This is a genomic window from Mesorhizobium sp. CA16 (genome assembly GCF_020165175.1).
GTDB lineage: Bacteria > Pseudomonadota > Alphaproteobacteria > Rhizobiales > Rhizobiaceae > Mesorhizobium.
In genome coordinates this window covers 28,820-43,367 of record NZ_JAIUHP010000021.1, presented here as the reverse complement: position 1 = coordinate 43,367, position 14,548 = coordinate 28,820, and the positions used below count along the sequence as shown (strand labels likewise).

Genomic DNA, 14,548 nt, shown 5'->3' with positions numbered 1-14,548 from the left:
ATGGCTGGAGCCAGCAAAGCCGCCGTCGTGGATAGCCGGGCCAACCTGCCTTTCGTCTATCGCCAGTACAGTCCGGAGCAGCTGAGGGAGGTGCTTCACAAGATGTACCTCATCCGCCGCTTCGAAGAGGGCGCGGAAGAGTGCTACACGCGAGGCCTCATCCACGGCACCATGCACCTGTCGATCGGCCAGGAAGCCAGCGCCATGGGCATCTGCATGCCGCTCGCCGAGGATGATCAGATCACCTCGACGCATCGCGGCCATGGCCATTGCATCGCCAAGGGCGCCGAAGTCAGCCGCATGTTCGCGGAGTTCTTTGGCAAGACCACCGGCTACTGCAAGGGCCGCGGCGGCTCCATGCATATCGCCGATGTCGCCAAGGGCAATCTCGGTGCCAACGGCATCGTTGCCGGCGGCATCCCGATCGCGGTGGGCGCCGCGCTCTCGTCCAAGATGATGAAGACCGGCAAGGTCGTGGTTTCCTTCTTCGGCGACGGCGCCAACAATGAGGGCGCCTTCCACGAGGCGCTGAACATGGCGGCGGTCTGGAAGCTGCCGGTGATCTTCGTGTGCGAGAACAACGGCTACGGCATGTCGACCTCGACGGCGCGCTCGACCGCGGTCAAGAACATCGCCGAGCGGGCGGCCGCCTATTCGATGCCCGGCGTCATTGTCAACGGCAATATCTTTTCCGAGGTCGCCGAGGCGTCCTTCAAGGCCGTGGAGCGGGCGCGGGCCGGCGAGGGGCCGACGTTGATCGAATCCAAGACCTACCGTCATCGCGGCCATTCCAAGAGCGACCGCAACCGTTACCGCACCAAGGAAGAGATCGAGGATTGGATGGCGAACCGCGATCCGATCACGCTCTTCGAGACGGAACTCCGAGATTTCGGCTTCATCGACGACCAGGGTATCCAGGCGATCCGCGACGCGGTCGCCAACGAGATCGCCGACGGCATCGAGTTCGCCAAGGCGAGCCCGGCGCCCGAGATCGCCACCCTTCAGAACTACGTTTATACGGAGCCTGCGTGATGGACGCCACGCTGCGTGAACTGAGCTACGCCCAGGCGATCCAGGAAGCCATGGCGATCGCCATGGACATGGACGAACGTGTCTTCCTGATGGGCGAGGATATCGGCGTCTATGGCGGCGCCTTCCAGGTGACCGGCGACCTCGTCGAGCGCTACGGCATCGATCGGGTGATCGACACGCCGATCTCCGAACTGGGCGGCGCGGGCGTCGCGGTGGGCGCGGCCGTCACCGGCATGCGGCCGATCTTCGAATTCCAGTTCTCGGATTTCGCCACGCTTGGCATGGAGCAGATCGTCAACCAGGCGGCCAAGATGCGCTTCATGCTCGGCGGTGAGGTCTCGGTGCCGGTGGTGATGCGTTTCCCCGCCGGCTCCGGCACGGGCGCTGCCGCGCAGCACAGCCAGAGCTTAGAGGCCTGGCTCGGCCATGTGCCCGGCCTCAAGGTCATCCAGCCGGCGACGCCGCACGACGCCAAGGGCATGCTGCTTGCCGCGGTCGCCGATCCGGACCCGGTCATGATCTTCGAGCACAAGCTGCTCTACAAGATGAAGGGCCATGTGCCGGAAGGCCATTACACCGTTCCGATCGGCAAGGCCGAGATCCGCCGCGAAGGCCGCGACCTCACCATCGTCGCTACATCGATCATGGTGCAGAAGGCGCTCGACGCCGCGGCTGTGCTTGAAGGCGAGGGCATCGACATCGAGGTGGTCGATCTGCGTACGATCCGCCCAATCGACAGGCAGACCGTGATCGACAGCGTGAAGAAGACATCGAGATTGCTCTGCGTCTACGAAGCGGTGAAGACGCTCGGCATCGGCGCGGAAGTGAGCGCGCTCGTCGCCGAAAGCGAGGCGTTCGACTATCTCGATGCGCCGATCGTGCGCCTTGGCGGCGCCGAGACGCCGATCCCCTACAATCCGGATCTGGAAAAGGCCACGGTGCCGCAGGTTTCCGACATCATCGCCGCCGCGCGCGACCTCGTGAAAGGGGTCCGCTGAGCGATGCCGACCGAAGTCATTCTTCCCAAGGTCGACATGGACATGGCGACCGGACAGATCTCGCGCTGGTTCGCCGAGGAGGGCTCGCACGTCAAGAAAGGCGACGTGCTTTTCGAAATCGAGACCGACAAGGCAGCGATGGAGATCGATGCGCCGGCCAGCGGCACGCTGCGCGACGTCACCGGCAAGGAGCGCGTCGACATTCCGGTCGGTGAACCGGTGGCATGGATCTATGCAGACGACGAAGTCTATGAATCAGGAACGACGCCGCAGAACGGAGCGCCAATCTCCCCCCTAATAGGGGAGATGTCGGCGAAGCCGGCAGAGGGGGGCGCTGTCCCGCCAACGTCTCGTTCCTTCGCGCCCCCCTCTGCCCTGCCGGGCATCTCCCCCACGAGGGGCGAGATCGGCCAATCGCAGGGCGAGCGCGCAACGCCGCTGGCGCGCCGCTTGGCTCGCGAAGCCGGTCTTAAGATAGCCGAAATACAAGGCAGCGGTCCGCGCGGCCGTGTCGTGCGCGCCGACGTTGAAGCCGCAGTCGCAGCGAAAGGCGCGGCCACCCTTGGTCAGCCAGCCGCCGAGATTCCGGTCGAAATCCCGTCCGCTCCGGCCGCAGCCAAGCCGATGTCGGACGACCAGGTGCTGAAGCTGTTCGCCGAAGGCTCCTACGAGCTCGTGCCGCATGACAACATGCGCAAGACCATCGCGCGTCGCCTGGTCGAGGCGAAGTCCACCATTCCACATTTCTATTTGACGCTGGACTGCGAGCTCGACGCGCTGCTTGCGCTGCGCACGCAGCTCAATGCCGCAGCCCCGATGCGGAAGACCGAGAAGGGCGAGGTTCCGGCCTACAAGCTCTCGGTCAACGACATGGTCATCAAGGCCATGGCGATGGCGCTGATGGCGGTGCCGGACGCCAACGCCTCCTGGACCGACAGCGCCATGGTCAAGCACAAGCACGCCGATGTCGGCGTCGCCGTCTCGATCCCCGGCGGCCTGATCACGCCGATCATCCGGCATGCAGACGAAAAGACGCTGTCGGTCATCTCCAACGAGATGAAGGACCTGGCAAGCCGCGCCAGGAGCCGCAAGCTGAAGCCGGAAGAATATCAGGGCGGCACGACGGCGGTGTCCAATCTCGGCATGTTCGGCGTCAAGGACTTCGCCGCCGTCATCAACCCGCCGCATGCGACGATCCTGGCGGTCGGCGCCGGCGAGGAACGGGCGGTGGTCAAGAAGGGCGAGATCAGAATAGCCACCGTGATGTCGGTGACCTTGTCGACCGATCACCGCGCCGTCGACGGCGCGCTCGGCGCCGAGCTGCTCGGCGCCTTCAAGCGCTTGATCGAAAACCCGATGGGCATGCTGGTGTAAGCCAATCCCTGCAGGGCCTTGATCCGGCTTGCTTACGCCACAGGCCCTCCGATCACCGACTTGTCAGGCCGGCAGCTCGCGCAAATCCCGGCCCGGTGCTTGAAGCCGCCGTCATTTCGTTCCACATCGGGCGCAATGAACGGCAAGATGCGGGAATGGTTTCGGAATTGGCGATGGGCCTTGGCCGCATCGCTGTTCCTGCATGCCCTGATCGCGGCGTTCCTGTTCTTCGGCTTGCCGAGACCCGACCAACTGCCGGACCAGCAGGAACAGCCGGTCAACGTCGCGATCGTGCCGCCCGAGCAGCCCAAGCCGAAGCCCGCTCCAAAGCCACCGGAGCCGAAGCCTGAAAAGAAGGCTGAAAAGCCGCCCGAGCAGGCCGTGCAAAAGCCACCGCCTCCGCAGCCGGCGAAACCCCAGGACGTCCCAGTTCTGAAGCGCGTTTTCCAGTATGGCGAGAAGGATACCGGCCCGGAGAAATCTCCCGACGGCGGCAGCGCGCCGGCCAACGCCCCGTCGCCGCCCAAGGATGAATCCGCGAAGCCGCCCGTCTCATCGCAACCCGCGCCCAACCAGCCGGCTCCGCCTGCAACGCCCGAGCAGCAGGCGGACACCAACGAGGCTCAAGAGAAGCCGGTAACCACCGCGCCGGACGAAAAACCCGCGCAAAGCGAGGAGAAGCAGGCAACCGAGGACACTGACAAACAGCAGCCGCAAACCGCCGAAAAGCAAGCTGCCGAAACGCCAAAGCCGTTGACGGCCGAGGCCGGCGACAAGCCTGCGCCAGCCGAAAAGGCAAAGCCCAAGCCTTCCAAAGCTATGAAGTTCAAATCCGCAAGAGCTTTGAGAGCGCCAAGGGGAAACCCGGGAAGCTCAAGCCCCGCCGACAGCGAGGTCGCGGGATCGCCGATCTATTCCGGCCTTCCGGGCGTCAGAAAGCTTTACTCGCCAGGTGCGACCGGCAACGCGTTTGCCACAAGCTCGATGGAGAACGTGCCGCGCGATCAGCGCGTTGCCAATCTTTGCGCCAATGTTCTGAACCAGGAATTGCAGAGTGCCGATTACTCGCCCAAATGGCTGCCGACCATTCCCCTGAAGCAGGGCAATGTTCTTAACCCTCCGCAGGCTGCCTTCAGCACGACAACCCAGTGGTATGATCTGAGCTTCCGCTGCGAGGTCGACGCCGATGCAACGAGGGTCCTGTCCTTCAATTTCCGCGTGGGGGGATTGGTCCCGCCTGGGGAGTGGACGCGGCGTCGCTTCCCAAGTCTCCGCTAGTCAGGCCGGGACACCAAGCCCGGCCAACTGCCGGCTGACGTCGTGCCAGTCGGCGCAGACGAAATCCGCGCCCGCGGCCTTCAGCCGGGCGCCGTGCTCGGGATAGGTATGCCCGCCGCCGGTATAGCCGATCGCGATCATGCCGGCCGCAACCGCGCCCTGGACGCCAAATGGCGAATCCTCGATCACGACGCAGTCGGCCGGCTTGGCGCCCATCTTCTCGGCGGCGTAGAGGAAGATATCGGGCGCCGGCTTGCCGTTCTTGACCATCGAGGAGGAAAAGATCGCCTCGCCGAAGAAGCGCGACAGTCCGGTCACCGACAGGCTGTGGTTGATGCGTTCGACCGAAGATGACGAGGCGACGCAGCGGTCGCCAGCAAGCGCGCTCAGGAACGGCAGGATCCCCGGTGTCGGCTTCAGCTCCTCCGAAAAGAGCAGCTTGGTCTCGGCCCAGATGTCGCCGTCGGCGGTGGGCGGGAACTGATGGCCGGTCAGTTCCTTGATTTTGATAATGATGTCGGCCTGCTTCATGCCGATGCATTGCGCGATGATGCCGCCATGGACGCCGGGCATGCCATGCTTCTCATAGACGCGCTCATAGGCCTTGGCGGCCAGCGGTTCGCTGTCGACGAGAACGCCGTCGCAATCAAAAATCAGTCTAGGTTGCGCCACGCGCTTCTCCCGGCCTCTGTGCCATACGCACATCGCTATCGATAAAAAGTCAGATGTTCAATAGTGAGGCGGATGCATCTCCTGCCCATCAAAGCTGGCGCAGCGCCTCGCTGACCGGCGTGGATCCAAGCGCGCGCTGCATGGCCTGGCGCGACTGCGCGCGGTCGGGTGTGATCCAGTTGGGCTCGGCGCCGAGGAAGCGGTCGAGGAAGGCCACGGCATAGGCGGGCATTTCCGTCGCGTTCTCGCGGTAGGACCACCAGGTGCGCAGGTCGTCGGCGCATTTGTCGATGCTGGGCGCCGTGCCGAACTCCTGCTCGTGCACAGCCAGAATCGCCGACACGCAGTAGTTGGTATAGAGAAATCCCTCCGGCCAGAAGCGCACGATTTCCGCCGTGCCAGCATTGGCTTCGGTCTCGATCATTTCGGTGAGTCCTGAGATCTCCCGCGCCGGCGCCTGCCGGATCAGCTCGCGCAGCACCAGCCCGGCGGCGAACACGATGAAGTCCGCGCGGTCGACAGCTGCGAATCGCTTCTGCGCTTCCATGACGTCGATCCAGTCGAGAAAGGCGCGTGTCAGCTTGGCCTCGTCGATCTCGAAACGAACGCCGAAGGTTTCCGACACCACCTTCGCGCTGCTGCGGAAGGTGGCGCGAAACCAGCGCAGCTGCCGCAGCCGGTGACGAAGGTCCGGCATAAGCGCCAGTTCGTGCCTGAAAGGCAGATCCATGTCTCATATCCCGTTTGGCGACAGGCTAGCACAGGCGCTGCCGTTGCCGAAATCGGTCAGCCGCCTGTGGAGCGTTACGGCGGCTAATATAATACATGTTGACATTCTAGGAAACAAATGTTCTCACTTTCGGGTCATCTCACCTCCGTCCAATATGTGCCGGAGGAAGAGAATCGGGAGGAAACCGAAATGGCGATCTGGCAGTGGGCGCTGCTTCTGCTGTTTGTCGTCTGGGCGCTGCAATCGCTCGGCGTCTGGCTGCAGATGCGGCATTATGCGGACGTCTTCAAAGGCGTCACCGGAGAGTTCAAGGACGGCTTTGTCGGAGCCGGCAATTTCCGCGGCCGGCTCGCCAAGGGCACCATCGCGCTCGTCGTCGTGACGCCCGATCTCATCGTGCGCCGTATGATGGTCATGAGCGGCCGTTCGGTGCTCACCAAGTTCAAGCGACATGAAGAATTCGAGGGTATCCCCCTCGATCGACTCCGGTCCAACCCTGCGATCATGGGGGAGGGGGAACCCGGTGTGGCCGAGGCCGTGAAACGGGCGATCGAGCAGATCGACCGCGCGCGGTCGGAGCCGGGGAAGAAGCCGGGCCTGTCCGGTTTGAACGTAGCAAGGGCTTAAGCGACGCCGGCAGCCGGCTGGGAATGACCGGCGGGGGTCATAAGGAGGAGAAATGTCTGTAATTTCGTTATTGGCGCAGCATGCCGACCTGGCGGTGCACAACCTGCATGTCGCAGGCACCATGGTCTCGGATGCTGCCTGGCACGGCAAGCTCGGCGTCGAGCATGCCACCGACCATCTCGTGGTCCTGGCGCAGGCGACGACCGACAATGCGCCCGTCACCGCCGATCAGCTCAAGGAACAGCTGAAGAATGTGCAGCAGGAAGAGCAGCTCGGCTGGCTGACCGCCATCGGCAAATATTTCATCGGCATCTTCCAGAAGGGCGGCGAAGTGTTCGCCGGCTTCGTCACCGGCATCATCCCGACGCTGGTCGTGCTGATGACCGCCTTCTACGCCGTCACCGAATTGGTCGGCGAGGAGCGCGTCCACGGCCTGGCGCGCGGCGCCGGCCGTATCGCGCTGACCCGCTACACCGTGCTGCCGGTCCTGTCGGTGTTCTTCCTCACCAACCCGATGGCCTACACTTTCGGCTCCTTCCTAGAAGAAAAGCACAAGCCTGCCTTCTACGACGCGGCAGTGTCTTACGTGCATCCGCCGCTCGGCCTGTTCCCGCATATCAACCCCGGCGAATATTTCGTCTGGGGCGGCATGCTGGTCGCGCTGCTCGATCTCGAGAAGCGGGGCGTCATCGCCAACGGCTATCACGTCAAGGTGGCCATCTGGTACGCCATCGTCGGCCTCGTCGTCATCCTGCTGAAGGGCATCCTGACCGAACGCATCACGGCCATCATGGCACGCCGCCAGGGCGTCGAGCTCTAAGGGCGGGAGGACACCATGGCCAAGACATACAAGGCAGTAAAGATCTCGAGGGGCTCCACCGGGTGGGGCGGGCCTCTGGTGATCGAGCCGACCGAACAGCGCAACAAGGTCGTGTCGGTAACCGGTGGCGGCATTCATCCGGTGGCGCAGCTGATCGCCGACATGACCGGCGCCGAGGCGGTCGACGGCTTCAAGGCGCCGCCGATCGAAAGCGAGATGGCGGTCGTCGTCGTCGACTGCGGCGGCACGGCCCGCTGCGGCGTCTATCCGCGCAAGCGTATCCCGACCGTCAACCTGACGCCGGTCGGCCAGGCGGGTCCGCTCGCCCAGTTCATCACGGAAGACATCTACGTTTCGGGCGTGAAGCCGGCCAACGTTACAATGGCGGACGGATCCGAGGCGGTCACCACTGCGGGGGGAGCAGCATCGATGAGTTCAAGCAACAACACCACTGCCAGGGCGGCCGAGCCGCTGCCGAGCGAAGGCGGGCTTATCGGCCTGATCAGCTCGATCGGCCGCGTCATGGGCCGTGTGGTCGGCATCTTCTTCAATTCCGGCCGCCGCACCATCGATCAGGTCGTCCGCAACGTGCTGCCCTTCATGGCCTTCGTGACCATGCTGATCGGCCTGATCCTCTATACCGGCATCGGCGACGTGCTGGCGCAGCCGATGGGGCCTTTAGCCAACAACATCGTCGGCCTGCTGGTCATCTCGGCCATCTGCGGCCTGCCGTTCCTGTCGCCTATCCTGGGACCGGGCGCCGTTATCGCTCAGGTCATCGGCGTCGCCATCATCGGCCCGCAGATCGCCAACGGCACCATCTCGCCAGCAATGGCCCTGCCGGCGCTGTTTGCCTACAACACGCAGGTGGGCTGCGACTTCGTTCCCGTCGGTCTGGCGCTCGGTGAGGCCAAGCCGAAGACGATCGAAATCGGCGTGCCGGCGGTGCTCATCAGCCGCCAGATCATGGGCCCGGTTTCCGTGCTGATCGCATGGATCGTCTCCCTGATCGTGTTCTAAAAAGCGTAACAACGAGGTTCGCCATATGTCGGTTCTTCTCAAGACACGGGTCACAGCAATAGGACCCGAAGTGGCGGACCTCGCCGAGGGCGGCGTGGTCATCCTTTTCGCGGATGGCTCGCCTCCCGAACTGGCCGAAGTTTCCGTACTGCATAGGACGGAAGAAGGCCCGAGCGACGATGCGCCGGCGACAGGCGCCTCGATCACGCTCGGACCGGTTTCGGCGACGATAACGGCGGTTGGCTCCACGGCCTGGAGCAAGGTCCGCGAAATGGGTCATGTCGTGATCTCCTTCAACGGAGCATCCGAGGCCGAAAGGCCGGGCGAGGTTTGCGCATCCGCGGTCGATACCGGGGCGCTCGTAGCGGCGCTGACGCCAGGCGCTGTCATCACCATCGCCGCCTGATAATATCCGCGCTGTCTGTCGACGGCGCCCAAACCTAGAGTATTGCCATGGAACGCTCGACCATCGTCAGAGTGCACGAAGGTTTGCATGCCCGTCCCGCCACGCGGTTCGTGAAACTCGCCAAGGGTTTCGAATCCGATGTCGAGCTCGTCAAGGACGGAAAGGCGGTCAGCGCCAAGAGCTCGGTCAAGCTGATGCTCCTGGCTGTCAAGGAAAACCAGGAAGTCACCGTGCGCGCCAACGGCGCCGACGCGATCGAGGCGATCGAGGCGCTGATCGGCTATCTGGAGAACCCGCGCGCTGGCCTCGACGACGAGGGCGAGGCAGGTGATGAGGGCTCGCAAGCCGCAGCCCCGGCGCCCGCTCGTGAGGCCGCGCAGCCTTCTGCCGCAGCGGTGGATGGAACCCCGAAACTTCAAGGCGTCGCCGCAAGCGAGGGCGTGGCGATCGGGCCGGCCTTTGCCCATTTCCCGCCGGAGATCGCGGGACCCGGCAGACGCCTGCAGGCCGATGAGATCGAGGGCGAGCTCGAGCGCTTCCGCGGCGCAGTCGCCAGCGTCCAGGCGCGCATGGACCGCACGCTTGCCGAGAACAATCTCTCCGCCGGCGACCGCGGCATCGTCGCCGCGTTGCGCGACATTGCCACCGACGAAAGCATGACCGGCGAGGCGGAGAAGCTGATCAAGGAAGGCGATGACGCGGTGTCCGCCGTCATTGGCGCGGCGGCCACCATCGCCGCCGATTTCAGCGCGGTCGACGACCACTATCTCAACGCCCGGGCCGACGACGTCCATGCCGTCGGCAGGCAGATCTGCCTGGCGCTGCTCGGCCAGGACGAAGTCAGCCTGGAAACCATCCCGCAGGGCGCGATCCTCATTGCCGACGACATCGGCGCCTGGGATCTGGCGCGCGCGCCGCTGAAGCGCATCGGCGGCGTGGTCTGCGGCCATGGCGGCGCCACCTCGCACATAGCCATCATCGCCCGCTCGCACGGCATCCCGGCCGTGTTGGGTCTCGGCGACAAGATCAACGAACTGCGCACCGCCAGGGAGGTGGCGATCGACGGCAGTGCCGGACATGTGATCGTCGATCCGGACGAGGCCGCGCGCAAAGACTTTGCCCGGCGTGTCGAGGCAGCGGCGCAGGAGCGCGCCGGGCTGAAAGTGTTCAAAGGCATGACGCCTACCCGCGCCGACGGCACGGTGATCGAGGTCGCGGCCAATATCGGCTCGCTGGAAGAGATCGAGGCGGCGCAGGAGGCCGGCGCCATGGGCGTCGGCCTATTCCGCACCGAGCTGCTCTTCATGCGCCACATGCATCTGCCGTCGGAAGAGATGCAGGCCGAAACCTACAGCGCACTGGCCAAGGCGTTTGCGCCGCATTCGGTCATCGTGCGCACGCTCGACATCGGCGGCGACAAGCCGATCGCCGGCATCGAATTCCCCGACGAGGAAAACCCGTTCCTCGGCTGGCGCGGCATCCGCATGTGCCTGGACCGCCCCGACATCTTCAAGAAGCAGCTGCGGGCGCTGTTGCGCGCCGCCGTCCACGGTAACATCAAGGTGATGCTGCCGATGGTCTCGGAGATCGCGGAGGTCACGCGCACGCGCGCGCTGGTCGACGAATGCGCCGACGAACTCAAGGCCGAAGGCGTGCCGCATGCGAGCTTCGACCTCGGCGTGATGATCGAGACGCCAGCCGCCGTGCTGATCGCGCCCGCGTTGGCGAAGGAGGTGGCGTTCTTTTCGATCGGCACCAACGACCTGACCCAGTACATCATGGCCGCCGACCGACTCAATCCGACGGTGGCCAAGCTCAACGACGTCACCAATCCGGCCGTGATGTCGGCGATCGAGCTGACGGCGAAGGCAGGCGTCGCCGCCGGCATCATGGTGGGCATGTGCGGCGAGGCCGCCGGCCGTCCGGACCTGATCCCCACCTTCATCGGGATGGGCCTGACCGAGCTCAGCATGAGCCCGGCCTCGATCCAGCGCGCCAAGAAGACCATCGCGGCCATGGCGGCCGAACGGTAGCGGATGATTCGCGACGGTTACGCTAGATGCGCGAGCAGGGTGGCGAGAACCGGTGTCAGTTCCTGGACGGCATTGGCCTGGGCACAGGCCTGCCGGATGCGGTCCTCCCGCACTTCGGCAGCCAGCACCGCGATCTCGAGAATGTCGGGCTCGGGCGTTCCGTCCGCCCTGGTCGCCAGTCCGCAGGCAAGCGCCACGGGCGCGAGGCACCTGATGTCGAGAGACCGCTCCCTGGCTATCGCCGGGCCTGTGCCGATCTCGCCAGGCTGGACAGGACGGTGGTTGAGGCATTCGACGAGCAGAGCCGCGCAGGCCGCCGCGACCTGGTCCGTGGAGGCCGTTTCCGCGGTCGCGCCGGCCAGGAGATCCGCGTGGCGCTTGCGCATCGCGACATGCACGGCGGAAAAACTCGCCTCGTGGACGCGGGGATTGTCGATGCCGTAGCCGGTGAGAACCGCGCGGGTCAGATAATACATGTCACGCCTGAACTGACGCTCGCCGCTGATCTGCCGGTCTTCATCGCCATGCGGGAAATAGGCCCGCAGGCTTTTCACGGTCGTGCCGTCGACCTTGAGCGGCCGGAAATGCGGAACGAAGGATTCGGCGATCGTCAGCGCCTCGTCGACGGCGCTCGCGGCGTGGCCGAGCAGGCTACGGCCCGGGAAAGGAGGCAAATTGCCGGCGAGATCGTGCGCGGGGTCGCCGGCGCTGTCGTGGCGGCTTTGGCGGATTGCGTCGCGCAGTTCCCGAAGCCGGTCCTTCAGGTTGGCGCGGACGTCTTCGGAAATTTGTCGCAGCATCGCCAATTGCCTCGAAATGCTGAAGCCTGTCACGGCTTTGGGCGTCAGCCGCCCTCTCTAGATTGTTCGTCTCGCTTGGTAGATCAATAGGCGATATTTAACCAGCATGCAGAATCGGCGAGGCGGTGTCATCGCCGCAGTTGGAGGGGAACTTGGGCAGGCGACGGCAGGGCGAACCAGAAAACGGCAGGGCGGCCGAGGCATCCGAGCAGGTCGTCAGCGAAAGCCGGACCGACCGCCTCAGGATCCGCGCCGCCTGGATGTATTTCGTCGAACAGATGACGCAAAACGAGATCGCCGACGTGCTGGGCGTCGGCCGCGTTACCATCGTGCGCATGCTGGCGGAGGCGAGGGCGCGCAACGAGGTGAAGATCACCATCGAGAGCGAGCTCCTGGAGATCGTGCGGCTGGAGCGCGCGCTGGAGCGGACCTTTGGCCTGCAGCAGGCGCTGGTCGCGCCGCTCACTGACCCCAAGGCCGATCCGATCCCGGCGATCGCCGCCAAGACCGGCATGTTCCTGTCCGATGCGATGAAATCCGGCATGCGGGTTGGCGTCGGCTGGGGCGTGACGTTGTTCAACACATTGCCCTTCATCAGCGCCAAATCGCTGACCGATTTCAGCGTGATTTCATTGCTTGGCGGTGTCGGTGTCGCGCGGCGGGTCAACCCGGCGGAATTCGCCTGGCGCTTTGCCCAGATCTTCCAGGGCGACGGTTATCTGATGCCGACGCCGGCCGTCGTCGACAGCGTCGAGACCAAGATCGCGCTGGTCGAGCGCTGCGGCCTGCAAGAAATCTTCGAGATGGCCGACGCGCTCGATGCCGTGCTGCTCAGCGTCGGTGGCATCGCGTCGGCCACCACCTTCTCGCGCGGCGGCTTCCTCAAGGAGGCCGACCGCGAGGCCCTGCTGGCGCGCGGCGCGGTCGGCGACCTTCTGTTTCATTTCTACGACCGCAACGGCGACCTGGTCGACCATCCCGTCAACAGCCACGTGATGTCGGTGGATGTCGACCGCCTGCGCAAGGCGCCGATCCGCATCCTCACCTCCGGCGGCGCGGAAAAGACCGAGGCGCTGCTCGGCGCCATGAACCTGATTGCGCCGACCATCCTGATCACCGACGAGGAAAGCGCGCGCCGCATGCTCGCGGCGCATGGCGCTTGAATCATGCGACGGAAGGGCTCGCTCGCTGCGGAATTGAGGAGCGCAGGTGCTTGCGGGCAGGTTCCTCCACCAGAATGAAAACGACGACCGAGATAACGACCAGCAAAGGCTGGTACAAAAGACTTCCGACCGAATCCCATTCTCCGGTGAACAGCACCGGAATCCACTTTCGCACCGGGATTTGCAGGATGTAGAGGGGATAGCTTGCATTGCCCAGCAGCACGAGCGGCTTGTACGACAGCACGCGTTGGGTCTTGCCGTCATTCACGGCGCATGTCGCAATCAGCGCGACAAAGCCGATTGCCGCGAAACCCCCTGTCGTCACCATGCGTGTCGCGACAAGCGTGGCAACCGTGAACGCCATGGCCAGAATGGCGGCCAGGTCGCTGCGGAAGCGATCGAACGCGCCGGCCCTAAACAGCAGAGCGCAAATGATGCCGGTCATGAATTCGGGCAGCCTCAGCAGCGGGAGAGGCACCAGCTTCATCCAGCCGAACGCAAGGTAGCCGGTCGGTCCGAGACCCGGCAGACACATAACTACGAAAATCAGCACCAAAGCTGCCAGGCTGATCCACAGGACTCCGCCCGTAAGCCTTGAAAGGACGGGAAGCAATAACGGGAACACAAGATAGAAAAAGAACTCGATCGAGAGTGTCCAACCCGGAGGATTCCAGAAGAATCCGAGCATTGTCGTTGGTCCGCCCCATGCCTGAACAAGGCCAAGTGTCGCCAGTGATGCAAGCGGGTGATCCAAGGGCATGCTTGTCAGCGGCAAAGCCACAATAAGGGCAAGGAGATAGATTGGATAAATTCTGGAAAACCTCGCTAAGGCGAACTGTCGGATCTCGTACCAGTCAGACATCTTGTCGAAGTAGGAATGGGTGAGAATGAAGCCGGACAGCAGGAAGAAGAACGAGACGCCCAGATAGCCGTTCTGCACAAAATTGGCGATCGGGGGCGGCGCTCCGTCAATGTCTGCCGAGTGGAAGGCAAGCACATAGAGAGCGGCGAAAAATCGCAAGCTGGTCAGCTGTGTGAGGCTCGATCCCGCTGAACAAGGCTTCGGTTTCATACAGAGTGCCGTTGCTGTAAGCGCGAAGCGGTGCTCAGAACTGTCGATACTGCGTGGAATCCTATACGCCGAGCCGCATTAACAAATCCGTTAACGCTCCACGCCGGTGTCAGCGCCCGGCGCCATGGGGGAGAACCGAGGCGCTGCTCGGCGCCAGGCACGTGACTGCGTCGACGATTCTCATCGCCGATGAAGAAGCGCACCGCATGCCCCACTGGCGGACGGACAACGATCTTCTTGTTCTTCGGCCTCCTGGCCAGATAGATCTTCCGCTCGCGTGACAGCCCCCAAGCTTCTGCCGACAAGTCGCGGAACTACTCTAAAATCAACGAGAAGCCGTTCTTGGACCAAACGGTTGCCCAAGGAGCGGAAGCCTTCGGCTCAACCTAAAAACTTGGGGGAAGTTCTCTTTCAAATGGTCGGAGTGGCCGGATTCGAACCGACGACCCCTTGACCCCCAGTCAAGTGCGCTACCGGGCTGCGCTACACTCCGGACCGGGTGGCGATGTATCGTGATAAGGCG

14 protein-coding genes and 1 tRNA gene are annotated in these 14,548 nt (G+C 64.0%); 10 read left to right on the top strand and 5 right to left on the bottom strand.

Annotated features, from left to right (window positions below):
• The 4 genes from LB525_RS24655 (at position 1) to LB525_RS24640 (ending at position 4,682) form a co-directional block, all read left to right on the top strand.
• The gene (locus LB525_RS24655; protein ID WP_224548295.1) at positions 1–1,032 is read left to right on the top strand and encodes a thiamine pyrophosphate-dependent dehydrogenase E1 component subunit alpha; all 1,032 of its coding nucleotides are present in this window, start codon (positions 1–3) and stop codon (positions 1,030–1,032) included.
• Positions 1,032–2,030: an alpha-ketoacid dehydrogenase subunit beta gene (locus LB525_RS24650; RefSeq protein ID WP_224548293.1), complete on the top strand. Its 999-nt coding sequence runs from the start codon at positions 1,032–1,034 to the stop codon at positions 2,028–2,030. The genes LB525_RS24655 and LB525_RS24650 overlap by 1 nt, the downstream gene beginning before the upstream one ends.
• A 3-nt stretch (positions 2,031–2,033) precedes the next feature.
• Complete coding sequence (locus LB525_RS24645) at positions 2,034–3,404, top strand: pyruvate dehydrogenase complex dihydrolipoamide acetyltransferase (RefSeq protein WP_224548291.1); 1,371 nt, start codon at positions 2,034–2,036, stop codon at positions 3,402–3,404.
• Between the two features lie 135 nt (positions 3,405–3,539).
• The gene (locus LB525_RS24640) at positions 3,540–4,682 is read left to right on the top strand and encodes a DUF930 domain-containing protein (RefSeq protein ID WP_224548372.1); all 1,143 of its coding nucleotides are present in this window, start codon (positions 3,540–3,542) and stop codon (positions 4,680–4,682) included.
• Here LB525_RS24640 and LB525_RS24635 read toward each other — a convergent pair whose 3' ends face one another.
• Both LB525_RS24635 and LB525_RS24630 read right to left on the bottom strand, forming a co-directional pair.
• Positions 4,683–5,354 (bottom strand): HAD family hydrolase, encoded by a 672-nt coding sequence (locus tag LB525_RS24635; RefSeq protein ID WP_224548290.1) that lies wholly within the window; start codon positions 5,352–5,354, stop codon positions 4,683–4,685. It abuts the gene before it with no gap.
• 88 nt (positions 5,355–5,442) lie between these two features.
• Entirely contained in the window at positions 5,443–6,084 is a 642-nt protein-coding gene (locus LB525_RS24630) for a hypothetical protein (protein WP_224548288.1), read from the bottom strand.
• A 189-nt stretch (positions 6,085–6,273) separates the two neighbouring features.
• On the opposite strand from LB525_RS24630, the gene LB525_RS24625 reads away from it, so the two are divergent.
• Genes LB525_RS24625 through ptsP form a run of 5 tightly spaced genes read left to right on the top strand, consistent with a single transcriptional unit; the run spans position 6,274 to position 10,990 of the window.
• Positions 6,274–6,711: a transcriptional regulator GutM gene (locus tag LB525_RS24625; protein WP_095767894.1), complete on the top strand. Its 438-nt coding sequence runs from the start codon at positions 6,274–6,276 to the stop codon at positions 6,709–6,711.
• Between the two features lie 52 nt (positions 6,712–6,763).
• A complete protein-coding gene (locus LB525_RS24620) occupies positions 6,764–7,531 on the top strand; it encodes a PTS glucitol/sorbitol transporter subunit IIC (RefSeq protein WP_042643976.1) in 768 nt (255 codons plus the stop codon).
• A gap of 15 nt (positions 7,532–7,546) precedes the next feature.
• Positions 7,547–8,551, top strand: a complete 1,005-nt coding sequence (locus tag LB525_RS24615; RefSeq protein ID WP_224548287.1) for a PTS glucitol/sorbitol transporter subunit IIB — start codon at positions 7,547–7,549, stop codon at positions 8,549–8,551.
• Positions 8,552–8,576: 25 nt separating this feature from the next.
• Positions 8,577–8,957 carry a PTS glucitol/sorbitol transporter subunit IIA gene (locus LB525_RS24610; RefSeq protein WP_140842734.1) on the top strand — a complete coding sequence of 127 codons (381 nt, stop codon included), beginning with the start codon at positions 8,577–8,579 and terminating at the stop codon, positions 8,955–8,957.
• Between the two features lie 47 nt (positions 8,958–9,004).
• Positions 9,005–10,990 (top strand): phosphoenolpyruvate--protein phosphotransferase, encoded by a 1,986-nt coding sequence (gene ptsP / locus LB525_RS24605; protein ID WP_224548285.1) that lies wholly within the window; start codon positions 9,005–9,007, stop codon positions 10,988–10,990.
• A gap of 17 nt (positions 10,991–11,007) precedes the next feature.
• On the opposite strand, the gene LB525_RS24600 is transcribed toward ptsP, so the two are convergent.
• Entirely contained in the window at positions 11,008–11,790 is a 783-nt protein-coding gene (locus LB525_RS24600) for a hypothetical protein (RefSeq protein ID WP_224548283.1), read from the bottom strand.
• Between the two features lie 152 nt (positions 11,791–11,942).
• Here LB525_RS24600 and LB525_RS24595 point away from each other — a divergent pair, with 152 nt between their 5' ends.
• Entirely contained in the window at positions 11,943–12,953 is a 1,011-nt protein-coding gene (locus tag LB525_RS24595; protein WP_224548281.1) for a sugar-binding transcriptional regulator, read from the top strand.
• A gap of 1 nt (position 12,954) precedes the next feature.
• Here LB525_RS24595 and LB525_RS24590 read toward each other — a convergent pair whose 3' ends face one another.
• Positions 12,955–14,025 (bottom strand): acyltransferase family protein, encoded by a 1,071-nt coding sequence (locus LB525_RS24590; protein WP_224548279.1) that lies wholly within the window; start codon positions 14,023–14,025, stop codon positions 12,955–12,957.
• A 416-nt stretch (positions 14,026–14,441) separates the two neighbouring features.
• Positions 14,442–14,518: transfer RNA gene (locus LB525_RS24585), tRNA-Pro, on the bottom strand.
• Positions 14,519–14,548: the final 30 nt, after the last annotated feature.

Excerpts from the sequence above, each read along its gene's own strand:
- LB525_RS24610 (WP_140842734.1), top strand. The coding sequence starts at position 8,577 with ATGTCGGTTCTTCTCAAGACACGGGTCACAGCAATAGGACCCGAAGTG.
- LB525_RS24590 (WP_224548279.1), bottom strand. The coding sequence starts at position 14,025 with ATGAAACCGAAGCCTTGTTCAGCGGGATCGAGCCTCACACAGCTGACC.
- LB525_RS24615 (WP_224548287.1), top strand. The coding sequence starts at position 7,547 with ATGGCCAAGACATACAAGGCAGTAAAGATCTCGAGGGGCTCCACCGGG.
- LB525_RS24650 (WP_224548293.1), top strand. The coding sequence starts at position 1,032 with ATGGACGCCACGCTGCGTGAACTGAGCTACGCCCAGGCGATCCAGGAA.
- LB525_RS24630 (WP_224548288.1), bottom strand. The coding sequence starts at position 6,084 with ATGGATCTGCCTTTCAGGCACGAACTGGCGCTTATGCCGGACCTTCGT.
- LB525_RS24625 (WP_095767894.1), top strand. The coding sequence starts at position 6,274 with ATGGCGATCTGGCAGTGGGCGCTGCTTCTGCTGTTTGTCGTCTGGGCG.
- LB525_RS24620 (WP_042643976.1), top strand. The coding sequence starts at position 6,764 with ATGTCTGTAATTTCGTTATTGGCGCAGCATGCCGACCTGGCGGTGCAC.
- LB525_RS24655 (WP_224548295.1), top strand. The coding sequence starts at position 1 with ATGGCTGGAGCCAGCAAAGCCGCCGTCGTGGATAGCCGGGCCAACCTG.
- LB525_RS24640 (WP_224548372.1), top strand. The coding sequence starts at position 3,540 with ATGAACGGCAAGATGCGGGAATGGTTTCGGAATTGGCGATGGGCCTTG.
- ptsP (WP_224548285.1), top strand. The coding sequence starts at position 9,005 with ATGGAACGCTCGACCATCGTCAGAGTGCACGAAGGTTTGCATGCCCGT.
- LB525_RS24600 (WP_224548283.1), bottom strand. The coding sequence starts at position 11,790 with ATGCTGCGACAAATTTCCGAAGACGTCCGCGCCAACCTGAAGGACCGG.
- LB525_RS24645 (WP_224548291.1), top strand. The coding sequence starts at position 2,034 with ATGCCGACCGAAGTCATTCTTCCCAAGGTCGACATGGACATGGCGACC.